Below are 13,666 nucleotides of genomic sequence, written 5' to 3'. Positions count from 1 at the left end.
TCGTAGGCACGCACCCGTTCGGTGGGAGAGTGACTACACTTCCATGAACTTCCAGAACCGCGAAAGATGCTCCTCCATGAGCCTGCCGGCCCGGTCCGCGTCGCGGCGCTTGATCGCCTCCGCGATCTCTGTGTGCTCGGTCTGCGCCCGCGTCAGGTCCGTGCTCAACCGGTTCTTCTGGAGGTAGAAGTCGTTGAGGTCCCAGCTGTCCATGGCCAGGTCGGTCAGACGCTGGTTGCCGCTGGCCGCCAATATGGCGGAGTGGAAGTCCCGGTTGGCTGCGGCGAAGGCGAGTGCTTCGTTCCGCTTGGCCGGGCCGATGCCGCGCACCAGCATGTCGTGGATTTCGGCCAGTTGGGCGCCGGTGGCGGTGAGTGCTGCGAGCCGTGCGCCCGCCCCTTCGAGGATGCCCGCCACTGCGAAGTGGTCGCGCACCTTGCGTTCGTCCGGGACCGTCACCTGGCATCCGACCTGTGGAATGATCGAGATGAATCCGGCGGCGGCCAGTCGCATCATCGCGTCCATCACCGGCCTGCGGCTCACGCCGAATTCAGTCGCGAGGTCGTAGGTGCTGAGGAGCTCGCCGAATTGATGGCGTCCCTCGAGTAGCTGGGTGAGGAGCGCTTGGTAGATCTGGTCTGTTTTGGTGACTGCCGCGATCATGGGCATGGACTATCCGGCCTTTCGGTGTGGGAAGGTCGGGGCTGCGTACTGTCGCTCACGCCGAGATTCTAGCGTGTCAACGGCGAGCGGGCTGCGCTGGAGCGGGAGCCGGGTTGCAGTGGCCGGTCATTGGTCCGGGTGGAGCGCCGGTCTCCCGCCGTCTGGTGGCAGCGCTGAAGCCGGAGCGGACTCCCGCTCCGGCTTCAGGTACGCCGAGGCCGTGGACAGCGACCTCGGTCAGTCCACCGACCAGTCGGTGTCGTCGATCTGGCCGAACATCTTCATGGCGGCTTCGAGGCCGGGCAGGTTGGCGAGTGCCACCGACATGGAACCGCGGAACTTGACCTTCCGGGTGACCATCGCCTTGGCGGCGGGCAGTTCGCCGGCGCCGAGGCGCTGCCAGGTCTCGACCTTCGCCGTCAGCAGGAAGTCCGGCTTCACACCTTTGGCAGGGGTGCCGGCGCGCACGACTTCGCCGGCGTTGACCTCGATCTGGCCCGCGCGACTCTCGTTCTCGGCGAGCCGGTATTCGACGACCATACTCAGCTCCTTGAGGCCCTCGCGCGTCGCGTCCGTGGTGTTCCACAGCTCTGCGTAAGACTTCATCCACTCCGGCGACAGGACGGGTGTTCCCATGGTGTGCTCTCCTTCGGTTCGGTTGCGTGACGGACAACTGGGGTTTGACATCGCAGTCAAAGATACTAGTATCCTAGAACCAGTCAAGCTGTGAACGCGGTCCTGCTCCGTATCGGGCCCGCGCTTTCCGGAGGAGACAAAGATGTCTGACGCCAAGGTGGTCACATGTTGAGGGACGAACTTCGGCAGATCCTCGAGCAGGGTTTGCGTGACGTAGAGGCCGACTGGACTGTTCCAGCCGCGATCATCAATGACCCGGAGATGCACGATGCCGAGCGTGAGCGCGTGTTCGGCCGTTCGTGGGTGTTCCTCGCGCACGAGAGTGAAATCTCGGAGCGCGGCGATTACGTCGTCCGCTACATCTCGGAAGATCAGTTCATCGTCTGCCGGGACGAAGACGGCGAGGTCCGTGGCCACCTCAACAGTTGCCGCCACCGTGGCATGCAGGTGTGCCGCGCCGAAATGGGAAACACGTCGCACTTCCGCTGCCCGTACCACGGCTGGACCTACAACAACAAGGGCAGTCTTGTGGGCGTGCCGGCCGGGCGGGAAGCGTACGGCAACAAGCTGGACAAGTCTCTGTGGCAGCTCAAGCCGGTCCCGAAACTGGACACCTACAAGGGGTTGATCTTCGGCTGCCTCGACCCGGAGGCCCAGTCGCTCGAGGACTACCTCGGGGACATGAAGTTCTACCTCGACATCGTGCTGGACCGCAGTGACGCCGGTCTGGAGGTCGTCGGCGCCCCGCAGCGCTGGGTCGTCGATGCGAACTGGAAGCTCGGCGCCGACAACTTCGTCGGCGACGCCTACCACACGATGATGACGCACCGCTCCATGGTGGAACTCGGGCTCGCCCCGCCGGACCCGAAGTTCGCGCTCTACGGCGAGCACGTGCACACCGAGAACGGGCACGGCCTCGGCATCATCGGCCCGCCGCCGGGCATGCCGCTGCCCGAATTCCTGGGTATGCCGGAGAACATCGTCGAGCAGTTGCAGCGCCGGCTTTCCCCGGAGCAGGTCGAGGTGTTCCGGCCGGTCGCGTTCATCCACGGCACCGTGTTCCCGAACCTGTCGATCGGCAACTTCCTGATGTCGAAGGACCACGTCTCGCCGCCGACGTCGTTCCTCACGCTTCGGCTGTGGCACCCGCTCGGCCCGGACAAGATGGAGATCATGTCCTTCTTTCTGATCGAGAAGGAAGCGCCGGACTGGTACAAGGAGGAGAGCTACCAGGCCTACGTGCGCACGTTCGGTATTTCCGGCGCGTTCGAGCAGGACGATGCCGAGAACTGGCGCAGCATCACGCGGGTGCTGGGCGCCCAGTACGCCAAGACCATGGAGCTCAACTACCAGATGGGCCGTGGCGTCTACGAGCCCGACCCCGACTGGCCCGGTCCTGGCAAGGCTTTTCCAATGGACTATGCCGAAGCTAACCAGCGGAATTTCATGGAGTACTGGATGCAGCTGATGGTCACCGACCCGGCGCCGCGCAGCGGCAACGGCAAGGTGTCCGACGATGCCGCGGCCGAGACACTCGCGCGAGCGGAGGCGTAGCACCTATGACTACTGCAACCGAGATCACCGACATCATGGTCCGTGAAGCCACCGAATGGCTCTTCACCGAAGCCGAACTGCTCGACGCTGGCAAGTACCGGGAGTGGCTCGACCTGGTGGCCGAGGACCTGTCGTACGTCGTGCCGCTGCGGGTCACGCGCGAGCGTGAGGCCGAGACGGACATCGTCGAGGGCATGACTCTCATGGACGACGACTGGGACTCGATGGAAATGCGCGTCCTGAGGTTGGAGACCGAGTACGCGTGGGCGGAGGACCCGCCGTCGCGATCACGACACTTCGTGACCAACATCCGGGTCGCCGCCGGCGAGGCGGAGGACGAGGTGGCCGTCAAGTCGAACCTGCTGCTCTACCGCACCCGCGGTGACGTCGCGACGTTCGACATTCTCTCCGGTGAGCGCCACGACGTGCTCCGTCGGGTGGCCGGCGGCTACCGCCTCGTCAAGCGGGTGGTCGTGCTCGACCAGACCACCGTCATGACACACAACCTCGCCTTGATCATGTGACGGAGGCAGTTCGGTGACCATTATCCGTAACGAAGGCCAGGACCCGATCATCCAGATTGCCAACGAATTCACGGTGATCCAGGTCAGCTACATCAGTACCGGCCAACGCGAACGCCTTCTCGTCAGCTCCCCCAGGCTCGGGTTCCAGACCCTGCTCGACCCGCTGCAGCTGGAAAGCCTCACCTGGCAGACACCCGAAATGTATTCGAAGCTTCTCGACACTCCTTATGGCCCCGGCGTGAAGCTCGACGCGCGGCCGCTGTCGGCTCTGCTCGGAAAGGACTGATTCACGTGGGATTCCTAGACGGAAAGGTGGCACTGGTCACCGGAGGTGGATCGGGTATCGGCCGTGCCGTGGTCGATCTGTACGTGCAGGAGGGTGCCAAGGTTGGAGTCCTCGAGATCTCGCCTGAGAAAGCGCGGGATCTGCAGGAGAAACTGCCACGTGAGGCTGTGGTTGTGACGCAGGGCGACGCGACATTGATGGGGGACAACGAACGCGCCGTGGCGGACGTGACAGAGGCGTTCGGCTCGCTGACCACGCTCGTGTGCGCGGTGGGGGTGTTCGACTACTTCACCGAGATCCCGCAGCTACCGAAGGACAAGATCGACGAGGCGTTCGACCAGCTCTTCGGCGTCAACGTGAAGAGCAACCTGCTGACCGTGAAGGCGGCGCTGGACCAGCTGATCGAGAACCGGGGCCAGGTCATCCTCACCATTTCCAACGCCGGGTTCTACCCCGGGGGCGGCGGTCCGCTCTACGTGTCGTCGAAGTTCGCCGTCCGCGGTCTGGTGACCGAGTTGGCGTACGAACTTTCGCCGCACGTGCGGGTCAACGGGGTGGCGCCCGGCGGCACGATCACGGATCTGCGCGGCATCCCCGCGCTCGCGAACGAAGGCCAATCGCTGAAGGACGTCCCGGACATCGAGGGCCTGATCAAGGGGATCAACCCGCTGGGCGTCGTCGCCCAGCCGGACGATCACTCCTGGGCCTACGCGTTCCTTGCCGCGAAGGAACGTGCGCCCGCGGTCACCGGCACGATTATCCACAGCGACGGCGGGCTGGGCGTGCGCGGGATGACGCGCATGGCGGGGCTCGAGCCCTGATCCGGCACCGCGCAAAGCAGGGAGACGGCCTCGGATGTCCAGAGTTCCGGGCCGTCTCCCTTCCACCCTCGAAAGGAGGCGTCGATGAAGACGCTGGTGGCTACCGAAGAAACCCAGGCCGACCCGGCCAGCGCACTGTGGATCTGCGATGTCTGCCAAGACGTGTACGACCCCCGCCTCGGCGACCCCGAAGGCGGGATCGAGCCCGGCACGCCGTTCGGCGACATCCCCGACGACTGGGTCTGCCCGGTGTGCGGGGCGCGCAAGAAAGAGTTCCGGATGCTTGCGCCGGGCGAAGAGTACGACGTCGAGGACGACGCATACGCGGGAGCGCAGGGGTGAGCACACCGGGCCGCATCCTCGTCTGTCTCAAGCAGGTCCCGGTGCCTGGGCGGGGCGTCTTCGACGAACGTACGAAACGGATCCGCCGGGACGACGACCAGACCGTCACCAACCCGCCGGACCTGCACGCGCTGGCCCAGGCGCTGGCCGTGCGTGCGGAGACCGGCTGGGAGGTGGTGGCCGTGACGATGGGGCCGCCCGCGGCCGCGGAGACACTACTCGACGCGCTGCGCCGGGGTGCCGACCGCGCCGTGCACCTGGTCGACCGGCGCTTCGCCGGTGCCGACACCCTGGCTACGGCCCGCGCGCTCGCTCGGCTCGTAGCGCGGGAGGGCCCGGACCTGGTGCTTACCGGTCGGTGGACGCTCGACGGCGGCACCGCGCAGGTTGGACCTCAGGTCGCCGAGCTGGTCGGCCTGCCGCAGCTGACCCAGGTGACGAACCTGCGGGTCGGCGACGGCGTCCTCTCCGCGGACGTCGAAACCGACGTCGGCCGCGAAGCCTGGACCGTCGCGTTGCCCGCGGTGGTCTCCGTCGGGCGGGGTGCCGAGCCGCCGTGGGTGACCGAGGCCGATCCGTCGGCCGTCGAAACGCTGACCGCCGAGGAACTTGGGGGAGGACCGCGGGACTTCGGCACCCGGGGTTCGCCGACCTTCGTCGCGGAGATCCGGCACCAGGCCCGCGAGCGCTCGGCGGCGGAGTACGGCGGCGTCGGCTTCGACGCCGCAGAACTGCTGGAGGCCGCTTTCGCGCCGGTCGCACCTGTGGCCGAAGTCGTCGTGCCCACGCCGTCGCGCGAGATCTGGACGGTCGCCGAGCCGCTGCCCGGTGGCGGCCTGCACCCGGCGAGTCTCGAAGCGTTGGCCTGCGCCCGCTCGGTCGCCTGCGACCTGCGAGCCACAGTCGTCGCGGTACTGCCGTGCGACCAGCCGCACGACCTCCCGCGCGTACTCTACGCGCATGGGGCCGATCGGGTACTGGTGCTGCGCTGCGGCGAACCGGCGGAATACCGCACGAATCTGGTCACCGACGCGCTGAGCACGGCGATCGCCGCGCGTTCGCCGTTCGCGGTGATCGCCCCGTTCAGCGCCCGTGGCCGCGATTACGCTCCGCGCGTCGCCGCCCGACTCGGCCTCGGCCTGACGGGGGACTTTACCGCGCTGGAAGTCCGCGACGCGGACACCGACGAGCCGGACCTGTTGTGGCTCAAACCGGCGCTATCGGCGGACGTGATCGCGCCGGTGATCGCGCACTCCACACCGTCGTTGGGCACGCTGCGGCCCGGTTCCTTCACGACGCGAGCCGTTCGCGACCAGGGAGAACCGGACGTCGAGTTCGCCGACGTCACCGCGACCGGCGACGATTTGTGCACCGCGGTGGAGCGCCGGGTCGAAGTTCCGGACGGCCCGAGGCTCGCCGCGGCCCGGTTGGTCATCGGCCTCGGGCCTGGTCTCGGCACCGGCGCCCGGCGCGTCGCCGAGCGCGTCGCCGCGACTCGGGGCATCGCGCTCGTCGCGACGTCGGCCGCGGTGGCTGCGGAGGAGGCGCCCCCGCAGCTCGAGATAGGGCCACTGGCCCGCAGCATCGCGCCTGCGGTCTACCTCGGGCTCGGGCGGCACGACCTCGGCACGCTCAAGGCGGTCAAGGCCGCCGGCCGGGTCATCGTCGTCGACCCGGACGCCTCGCTCGACGAGTTCGCCGGTCTCGTGGACGCCGTCGTGAGCGCGAACGTGGAGGGGGTGCTTCTGGACCTGTTGCTGGCGACCTCTGGTGCGGCCGCGAGTTGAAGCATCATGATCACATATTTTTTTTTACCTGACTAAGATGCTAGAATCTTTAGGAGGTCTTATGGATACCGCCGCGCCGGCGGCGAGCGTTGACCCTCGGCGGTTCCGCGACGCCATGGGTCGGTTCGCTACCGGCATCACAATCATCAGCACGCCGACCCCGGCGGGACCGCACTGCATGACCGCGAACGGGTTCATGTCAGTGTCCCTCGAGCCCGCCCTCGTCGTGGTATCCATCGCCAAACGTGCGAAGATGCACGACCTCCTCCTGGCCAGCGGCGTGTACGGCGTCAGCGTCCTCGCAGCGGACCAGGAGTCCGTCAGCAAGCACTTCAGCGGCAGGCCCGACCCGGACCTGGCACCACGGTTCGAAGACCACGCCGACGTCCCCCTCGTGCCGGGAGCGTTGGCACAGGTGGGCGCGGAGATCGTCGAAGCGCGCCCCGTGGGCGACCACACGTTGTTTGTCGGCGAGGTGCGCCACCTCGCCGACGGCGTTGGAGAGCCGCTGGTGTTTTACGCCGGACGCTATCGCCACCTGCTCAGCCCGGCGGCGGACTCGGAGTACTCCGACGCCTGGTCCGGCTTCTGCTTGACCCCGTTCTGTCCCCCTTCAGGTGCCTGAATTCAGGAGGTATCCCATGTCCTCCCGTCCCATCCAGGCGGCTGCCGTGAGCGCCGCCGTCCGTGAAGCTGCGGATCTACTGCAGGGCGCCATCGATACCGGCAATCCGTGTCTGCCGGTCCGCGACTTTTTCAGTTTCGGCGACGTCGAAGCCGCCTACTCGGTGCAACGGCTGAACACCGAGCGTGCCGTGGCCGAGGGGCGACGCTTGGCCGGCCGCAAGATCGGCTTGACATCGCCCACCGTCCAGCGCCAGCTCGGTGTCGCGCAGCCCGACTTTGGGGCGCTGTTCACCGACATGGCCGTGGCCGACGGCGGGCTCGTGCCCGTCCAGCGGCTGCTGCAGCCGAAGGTCGAGGCCGAGGTTGCGCTCGTCCTGACCGACGACCTGCCGAACCCCAGCTGTACCGTGGCAGAACTCGTACGTGCCACCGGGTTCGCCGTTGCCGCGCTGGAAATCGTGGACAGTCGGATCGCCGCCTGGGATATCTCCATCGTCGACACTGTTGCGGACAACGCCTCGTCCGGCCTGTTCGTGCTGGGCGGCACCAGGGTGACGCTCGACCGCGTAGACCTGCGGTCGGTGCGCATGACGTTGTCTCGTCACGGCACTGTGGTGTCGGAGGGCAGCGGTGCAGACTGCCTCGGCAGCCCCCTCAACGCCGCGCTCTGGCTGGCGTCCACGCTGGCCCGCCGAGGAGACCCGCTGCGGGCGGGGGACGTGGTGCTGACGGGCGCGCTCGGGCCGATGGTCGCCGCCGCGCCGGGCGACGTCTTTCACGCCGAACTCTCCGGACTCGGTTCGGTACGGGTCGTCTTCGCCGCCGAAGGAGAATCCCTGTGAGCAAGGCGAAAGTTGCCGTCATCGGGTCGGGCAACATCGGCACAGACCTGATGATCAAGGTACTGCGGCTGTCCGAAACCCTCGAGATTGCCGCGATGGCCGGCATCGATCCGGATTCCGACGGCCTCGCCCGCGCTCGTCGGCTGAAGCTCGCGACGACACACGAAGGCGTCGACGGGCTCGTGCGGTTGGACGAGTTCACCGACGTCCGCTACGTCTTCGACGCGACCTCCGCCGGGGCGCACCAGTACCACGATGAAGTCCTGCGCGCGCTGGGCCGGACGGTCATCGACCTCACACCGGCTGCCGTAGGTCCCTACGTTGTGCCGCCGGTCAACCTGGAGGCTCACCTCGACGCCCCGAACGTGAACATGGTGACCTGCGGCGGCCAAGCGACGATCCCGATCGTCGCGGCGGTCGCCGCGGTCACGCCGGTGCATTACGCGGAGATCGTTGCCTCGATCTCGTCACGGTCCGCCGGGCCCGGCACGCGAGCGAACATCGACGAGTTCACCGAGACCACTACCGCGGCGATCGAACAGGTGGGCGGCGCGGAGCGAGGCAAAGCGATCATTGTGCTGAATCCCGCGGAGCCGCCGCTGATCATGCGCGACACTGTGTACTGTCTGGTCTCGGACGATGATACCGAGGCGATCACGGCGTCGGTCGAGACGATGGTCGGCAGGGTGCAGGCCTATGTACCCGGCTACCGGCTCAAGCAGAAGGTGCAGTTCGACGCGGTCGCCGTGGATGATCCACTGCGCGCGCTGCTGCCAAGCGGCGCGGCTCCGGTGAGGGTGTCGGTCTTCCTGGAGGTCGAAGGCGCCGCGCACTATTTGCCCGCATACGCCGGGAACCTCGACATCATGACCTCTGCGGCGCTGGGCACCGCCGAACGTATCGCCGCACGTCGCTCGGGTGAAGGGAGTGCCCGATGAACCGGTTGTACATCCAGGATGTGACCCTGCGGGACGGGATGCACGCCGTCCGGCACCGCTACTCCGTCGAGCAGGCCAGGGCGATTGCGTCGGCTCTAGACGCTGCCGGGGTCGCGGCCATCGAGATCGCCCATGGCGACGGACTTTCCGGTTCCAGCATCAATTATGGCGTCGGCGCCCACACCGACTGGGACTGGATCGAGGCGGTGTGCGACGCCGCCCGCCGAGCAGTGCCGACCACGTTGCTGCTGCCCGGGATTGGCACGCTGCACGACCTTCGGCAGGCGTATGCCCTGGGCGTCCGCTCGGTACGGGTCGCCACCCACTGCACCGAAGCCGACATCTCCGCTCAGCACATCAGCGCCGCTCGTGAAATGGGTATGGACGTCTCGGGATTCCTGATGATGTCCCACATGGCCGAGCCCGCAGAGTTGGTTCGCCAGGCCAAGCTCATGGAGTCCTACGGAGCCTGCTGCGTCTATGTCACCGATTCGGGTGGGCGGCTGACGATGGACGATGTGCGCGAACGCTTCCGCGCCTACCGTGACGGCTTGGACTCCGCTACGGAACTGGGAATCCACGCCCACCACAACCTCGCCCTGGGCGTCGCCAACAGCGTCGTTGCGGTGGAGAACGGCGCCACTCGCGTCGATGCCTCACTTGCCGGCCAGGGGGCTGGAGCCGGAAACTGCCCGCTCGAAGCCTTCATCGCTGTCGCCGATCTGATGGGCTTCGAGCACGGGTGCGAGTTGTTCCCGCTGATGGACGCCGCTGATGACCTCGTTCGGCCGTTGCAGGATCGCGAGGTCCGCGTGGACCGGGAAACCCTCAGCCTGGGCTACGCGGGCGTCTACTCGAGTTTTCTGCGCCACGCCGAGGCGGCGGCCACTCGATACGGCCTGGATACCCGAACAATTCTCGTGGAGGTCGGTCGTCGCAGTATGGTCGGCGGGCAGGAGGACATGATCATTGACATCGCCCTTGACCTGGCCGGTGCCGGGCGTGGCGAGCCGTGAGGTCCTACTCAGGGGTGCGCCGAAGGTGAATGGTTTGGCACTGACTAGTACCATCGGCGATGACGTCGGCAGCCTGGATCACCAGGTCGCGGGGCGGCGTGCCGGGCGGTGGTGAAGCTGGCGCGGTCGGGGTCTACCTCGAGTTGGGTGATGGTGGCGTCGGCCATGGCGATGCGCAGCGGTTGGTAGGTCACCAGCAGGGCATAGACCTCCTGCTCGATTCCGCCGGGGGTGCGAGCGCGCAGCACGCGGCCGTCCAGGATGGACGACTTCAGCTCTAGGTAGGCGGTCTCGATCTCCCAGCGCTGGTGATACAGCTGGATCAGTTCGGCGGCCGGGTAGCGGTGGTGGTCCAGCAGGGTGGTGGCCAGCCGGTAGGTTCCGGTGTGGTGGCCGGCGGTGGCGTGGATGGTGATCTCGGCCTCGATGACGCGCACACGCACGGCGCCGAGTGTCGACAGGTAGGAGCCGTCGCGGTAGCGGGCCAGCACCGGCATTTTGCGGTCGTTCTTCAGCCGCACCAGTACCTCGGCCCCGGTCGCGGCGACGTCGGCGATCAGGTCTTTGGCGGCGAAGTTTCGGTCGGCCAGCAGGATCATCCTGGGCCGCAGACTGCGCAGCAGCGTAGGTGGTCTCACCCGTGGTGGTGGGGCCGAAGACCGCGTCGATGAGGTTGCGGGTGCCGCAGGCCACCAGCGCCAGCAGGCGCAGCTGAGGGTAGCCGGTGCCGCCGTGATTGCCAGCCTGCTTGGTGAAGCGGGTCAGCACCGCCGGGCTGTCGGGCACGGTCATGGTGGTGCCGTCGATCGCGCACACCAGCAGCCCGCGCCACCAGGGTCCGCGCTGCCGCGGTATGGCTGCTAGGCCGCGCAGCAGGTCGAACAACCACCGCAGCGGCGCGACCCCGATCCGGCGGCGGGCCTGCGCTAACGCACCCGCGGTCGGTGTCGCGGTCCGGATAGCGTCCAGAGGCCTGCGGTGAGTTTGCGCCACACCCGGATACCCGATCTCGGGAAACAGACAAGCGGCCAGCAGCAGGTAGATCACCACCCGCGACGGCAGGTCCCGCAGCCGGGACTGTGTGGTGCCGGTGGCGGCCAGTGCTTCATCGACCATCTCGAACGGCAGGTGCTGGGTCAGCTCACCAAGATGACCGGGCGCGGACCGGCCCGCCGCTACAGTGATGACACGAGTGATGACAGAATTCACGCTCAGCGGAGCTCCTGGTGGCGAGGATGTCTTTGGCGGACGACCTCTCTTACCGAAGCTCCGCTCCCATCACCGGCCCGACACGCCGAAAATCAACATTCCTTGACTACAGCAGCCGCCACCTAACACGGTGGACATCTACGCGCCGAGCACGGGCACAACCTTCATCGGGGAGAGCCCCGTCGAAAGGTGCCGTCACCACCGCTGAACGACCGGTTGTCCGCCATCATCGGCGCGCCGTCGAGAGTCACAGCTCGTAGACGGCACGGTGCTTGCGTGAGCCGCCGGTCTCCGATTGGGCTCCGTTGCTCACAGAGCGCCCGATACACCGCAACACTGCCCGGCATTAACGCCGACGAAAAATGCCGTTTGACCTGCACAAATCAACCCTGGGCGACACTATGCGACAATCGCTGACACGGCATTCCCACAGATTAAAAGCCCGATGGTTAGATCCCGGTGATCTTGAAACGGCTTTCGATTGCAGGGGCTTCTACCTGCGGCTTTGGCGAATTCAAGGTCATGCTGACGGTTGTGAACGGCCGTTCTGGCTCCTCTATGTCTCCGTTCGCTCTGTCGTGCTCAAGACTCTTGCTCGGCACACTTGGCTGCAGCGGGGGTAGTCACTTCAGTCGATCTTTTAGCTGCGAGTGCCGAACTAAAACCATGCCAGATCGATGTCTAATGGTATGGTTTTAGTTCGTGATAGGAGGAGTGTGTGACTGGACGTGGTGATGTGCTTGCGCCGCTTCCGCCCACGTTCACCACGCACGCTGCGAAGCCCGTGTCGTCGCCGTTCCTTTTTATCGCGAAACGCCCCGAGCTCGGCGGAAATACCCCCGCGTGTCGTTCTCAGATCTACCAGCTACCCATGCTGGACTTGTAGCGCTCGTGGCGCTCGTCACGGCGGCAACAGCCCCTGCCAGAAGCAGTGGTTCAAGAGCAGTACGGCACGCGATCACGAGGACGACCTCAACTTGGCCTTCCTGAGCGACGTACGTCTCGGAGAGGAGGTCCCATCGTGGCCACGGGTACCAAGTTCGTGGAGTACAACTTAGGTAACCTGCAGCGTGGATCGACCATGGTCGTAACGCTGAACACAGGCGCAAACGTTCGCCTGATGAACGGCACCAACCTGCGCGCGTACAAGAACGGTCAGCGGCATCGCTACCACGGCGGGCTGGCCAAGCGCTCCCCGTTCCGGATCACCGTGCCCAGCAGCGGTCACTGGTACGTCACAGTCGATCTCATGGGGCTGCGGGCGAACTCGGTGCGATCCAGCGTGGCGGTAGAGCCTCCGCCGCTACCGACAGTCCGCTCGGCATCTGCCGGATCGCTCGCCAACATCCGCCACGAAGCTCCGCCAATCGTCAATGGTGACGACAGCCGCGTCTGGGACGTGTTCATCTCACATGCCAGCGAGGACAAGGCGACTGTGGCCCGGCCGTTGGCCGAGGCTCTCCAGCAACGCCGCGTTGAGGTATGGCTCGACGACTTCGAGCTGCGAATCGGTTACAGCTTGCGACGCAAGATCGATACCGGCCTAGCGCGGAGCAGGTTCGGCATCGTGGTGTTGTCGCGGTCGTTCTTCGCCAAGGGTTGGCCGCAGTACGAGCTGGACGGCATCGTCAGCCGATCGGTGTCCGGCGAGCAAACCTTGCTGCCCATCTGGCACGAGATCACCAAGGATGAGGTCATGGCGCAGTCGCCGTCCTTGGTCGACAAGATTGCCCGTAACACCGCGCTGTCCACCATTGAGGAGATCGCCGACGAGATCGCTGCGGTCGTTCGACCTGACGGTATCGACCCGGAAATGGATGCTGTCAATGATGAACGTTGAATGACACTTCCGATACGCACCATCCTGGACACCTTGCGGAGGCCTGATCTCAAGGAGTGGAAATAGTGGCATATCGGAACAAGCTCTACGTTGCCTTTGATGGCGACGAGGACATGCGCTGGTACAACATCCTGAAGGCATGGCGCGACAACGAACATATTGACTTTGGCTTCCACGACGCTCATGACCTTAACATGGCGCGTGACTCCAGCCTGCCAGAGTCAATCAAGGTGCAACTTCGTGCTCGGATGCAAAACTCGAAGACTTTACTTCTGCTGGTCGGCGAGCGAACGAAGTACATCCGCGGTTACATTCCTTGGGAGATCGGTTACGCTCGCTACCTGGATCTACCTATCATCGTCGCGAACCTCAACGATATGCGTCAATATGACGCCGCTCGCTGTCCCTCCAGTATCGAAGGAGGCAAAGGTGCTGTTCACATCTCCTTTGAGGCTAAGATCATAAAATACGCTCTGGACAACTGGCCTGACTACTACTATGGCAATAAAGTGGAAGCACTAAACGGCACATTTCGTTACGTTGACGAAACCTACATCAACCTTGGCCTTTGACCCTTCAAT

15 protein-coding genes and 1 pseudogene are annotated in these 13,666 nt (G+C 65.6%); 12 read left to right on the top strand and 4 right to left on the bottom strand.

All coding sequences use genetic code 11. The annotated features are described in order from the left end of the window. Positions 1–33: 33 nt before the first annotated feature. Positions 34–663 (bottom strand): GntR family transcriptional regulator, encoded by a 630-nt coding sequence (locus D0C15_RS16965; protein ID WP_211323230.1) that lies wholly within the window; start codon positions 661–663, stop codon positions 34–36. A gap of 237 nt (positions 664–900) precedes the next feature. Further along, positions 901–1,299, bottom strand: a complete 399-nt coding sequence (locus tag D0C15_RS16960; RefSeq protein WP_091675963.1) for an SCP2 sterol-binding domain-containing protein — start codon at positions 1,297–1,299, stop codon at positions 901–903. A 165-nt stretch (positions 1,300–1,464) separates the two neighbouring features. On the opposite strand from D0C15_RS16960, the gene D0C15_RS16955 reads away from it, so the two are divergent. From D0C15_RS16955 to dmpG, 10 genes are all read left to right on the top strand, one after another. Beyond that, on the top strand, positions 1,465–2,853 hold the full coding sequence (locus tag D0C15_RS16955) for an aromatic ring-hydroxylating dioxygenase subunit alpha (RefSeq protein WP_091675967.1): 1,389 nt from the start codon (positions 1,465–1,467) through the stop codon (positions 2,851–2,853). Positions 2,854–2,858: 5 nt separating this feature from the next. After that, entirely contained in the window at positions 2,859–3,377 is a 519-nt protein-coding gene (locus D0C15_RS16950) for an aromatic-ring-hydroxylating dioxygenase subunit beta (protein WP_116046426.1), read from the top strand. Positions 3,378–3,390: 13 nt separating this feature from the next. After that, entirely contained in the window at positions 3,391–3,663 is a 273-nt protein-coding gene (locus D0C15_RS16945) for a hypothetical protein (RefSeq protein WP_020501048.1), read from the top strand. 5 nt (positions 3,664–3,668) lie between these two features. Beyond that, the gene (gene hcaB, locus D0C15_RS16940) at positions 3,669–4,484 is read left to right on the top strand and encodes a 3-(cis-5,6-dihydroxycyclohexa-1,3-dien-1-yl)propanoate dehydrogenase (RefSeq protein ID WP_091675972.1); all 816 of its coding nucleotides are present in this window, start codon (positions 3,669–3,671) and stop codon (positions 4,482–4,484) included. Positions 4,485–4,568: 84 nt separating this feature from the next. Then, entirely contained in the window at positions 4,569–4,826 is a 258-nt protein-coding gene (locus D0C15_RS16935; RefSeq protein WP_020501046.1) for a rubredoxin, read from the top strand. Then, entirely contained in the window at positions 4,823–6,613 is a 1,791-nt protein-coding gene (locus D0C15_RS16930; RefSeq protein WP_091675975.1) for an electron transfer flavoprotein, read from the top strand. The genes D0C15_RS16935 and D0C15_RS16930 overlap by 4 nt, the downstream gene beginning before the upstream one ends. Before the next feature lie 61 nt (positions 6,614–6,674). Continuing rightward, positions 6,675–7,238, top strand: coding sequence for a flavin reductase family protein (locus tag D0C15_RS16925; RefSeq protein ID WP_091675978.1), 564 nt, complete (start codon positions 6,675–6,677; stop codon positions 7,236–7,238). A 16-nt stretch (positions 7,239–7,254) separates the two neighbouring features. Continuing rightward, positions 7,255–8,082: a 2-keto-4-pentenoate hydratase gene (locus tag D0C15_RS16920; RefSeq protein ID WP_075849220.1), complete on the top strand. Its 828-nt coding sequence runs from the start codon at positions 7,255–7,257 to the stop codon at positions 8,080–8,082. Beyond that, positions 8,079–9,020 carry an acetaldehyde dehydrogenase (acetylating) gene (locus tag D0C15_RS16915; protein ID WP_116046425.1) on the top strand — a complete coding sequence of 314 codons (942 nt, stop codon included), beginning with the start codon at positions 8,079–8,081 and terminating at the stop codon, positions 9,018–9,020. Before D0C15_RS16920 ends, D0C15_RS16915 begins: the two co-directional genes overlap by 4 nt. Continuing rightward, entirely contained in the window at positions 9,017–10,036 is a 1,020-nt protein-coding gene (dmpG, locus tag D0C15_RS16910) for a 4-hydroxy-2-oxovalerate aldolase (protein ID WP_020501042.1), read from the top strand. Before D0C15_RS16915 ends, dmpG begins: the two co-directional genes overlap by 4 nt. A gap of 44 nt (positions 10,037–10,080) precedes the next feature. Here the strand turns inward: dmpG and D0C15_RS34740 are convergent, their stop codons facing one another. Both D0C15_RS34740 and D0C15_RS35745 read right to left on the bottom strand, forming a co-directional pair. Next, on the bottom strand, positions 10,081–10,674 hold the full coding sequence (locus D0C15_RS34740) for a transposase (RefSeq protein WP_211323229.1): 594 nt from the start codon (positions 10,672–10,674) through the stop codon (positions 10,081–10,083). A 250-nt stretch (positions 10,675–10,924) separates the two neighbouring features. Continuing rightward, a pseudogene (locus D0C15_RS35745) lies at positions 10,925–11,245 on the bottom strand (transposase domain-containing protein); the annotation flags it as partial. A 1,021-nt stretch (positions 11,246–12,266) separates the two neighbouring features. Between D0C15_RS35745 and D0C15_RS16900 the strand changes: the two are divergent. Both D0C15_RS16900 and D0C15_RS16895 read left to right on the top strand, forming a co-directional pair. Beyond that, positions 12,267–13,085, top strand: a complete 819-nt coding sequence (locus tag D0C15_RS16900; RefSeq protein ID WP_211323228.1) for a DUF1883 domain-containing protein — start codon at positions 12,267–12,269, stop codon at positions 13,083–13,085. A gap of 65 nt (positions 13,086–13,150) precedes the next feature. Then, entirely contained in the window at positions 13,151–13,657 is a 507-nt protein-coding gene (locus D0C15_RS16895) for a TIR domain-containing protein (protein ID WP_091675980.1), read from the top strand. The last annotated feature ends 9 nt before the right edge of the window (positions 13,658–13,666 follow it).

The organism is Amycolatopsis palatopharyngis (assembly GCF_003385185.1).
Taxonomy (GTDB): domain Bacteria; phylum Actinomycetota; class Actinomycetes; order Mycobacteriales; family Pseudonocardiaceae; genus Amycolatopsis; species Amycolatopsis palatopharyngis.
The sequence above is the reverse complement of the archived record's forward strand: the minus strand, read 5'-3'. Positions and strand labels throughout refer to the sequence as shown.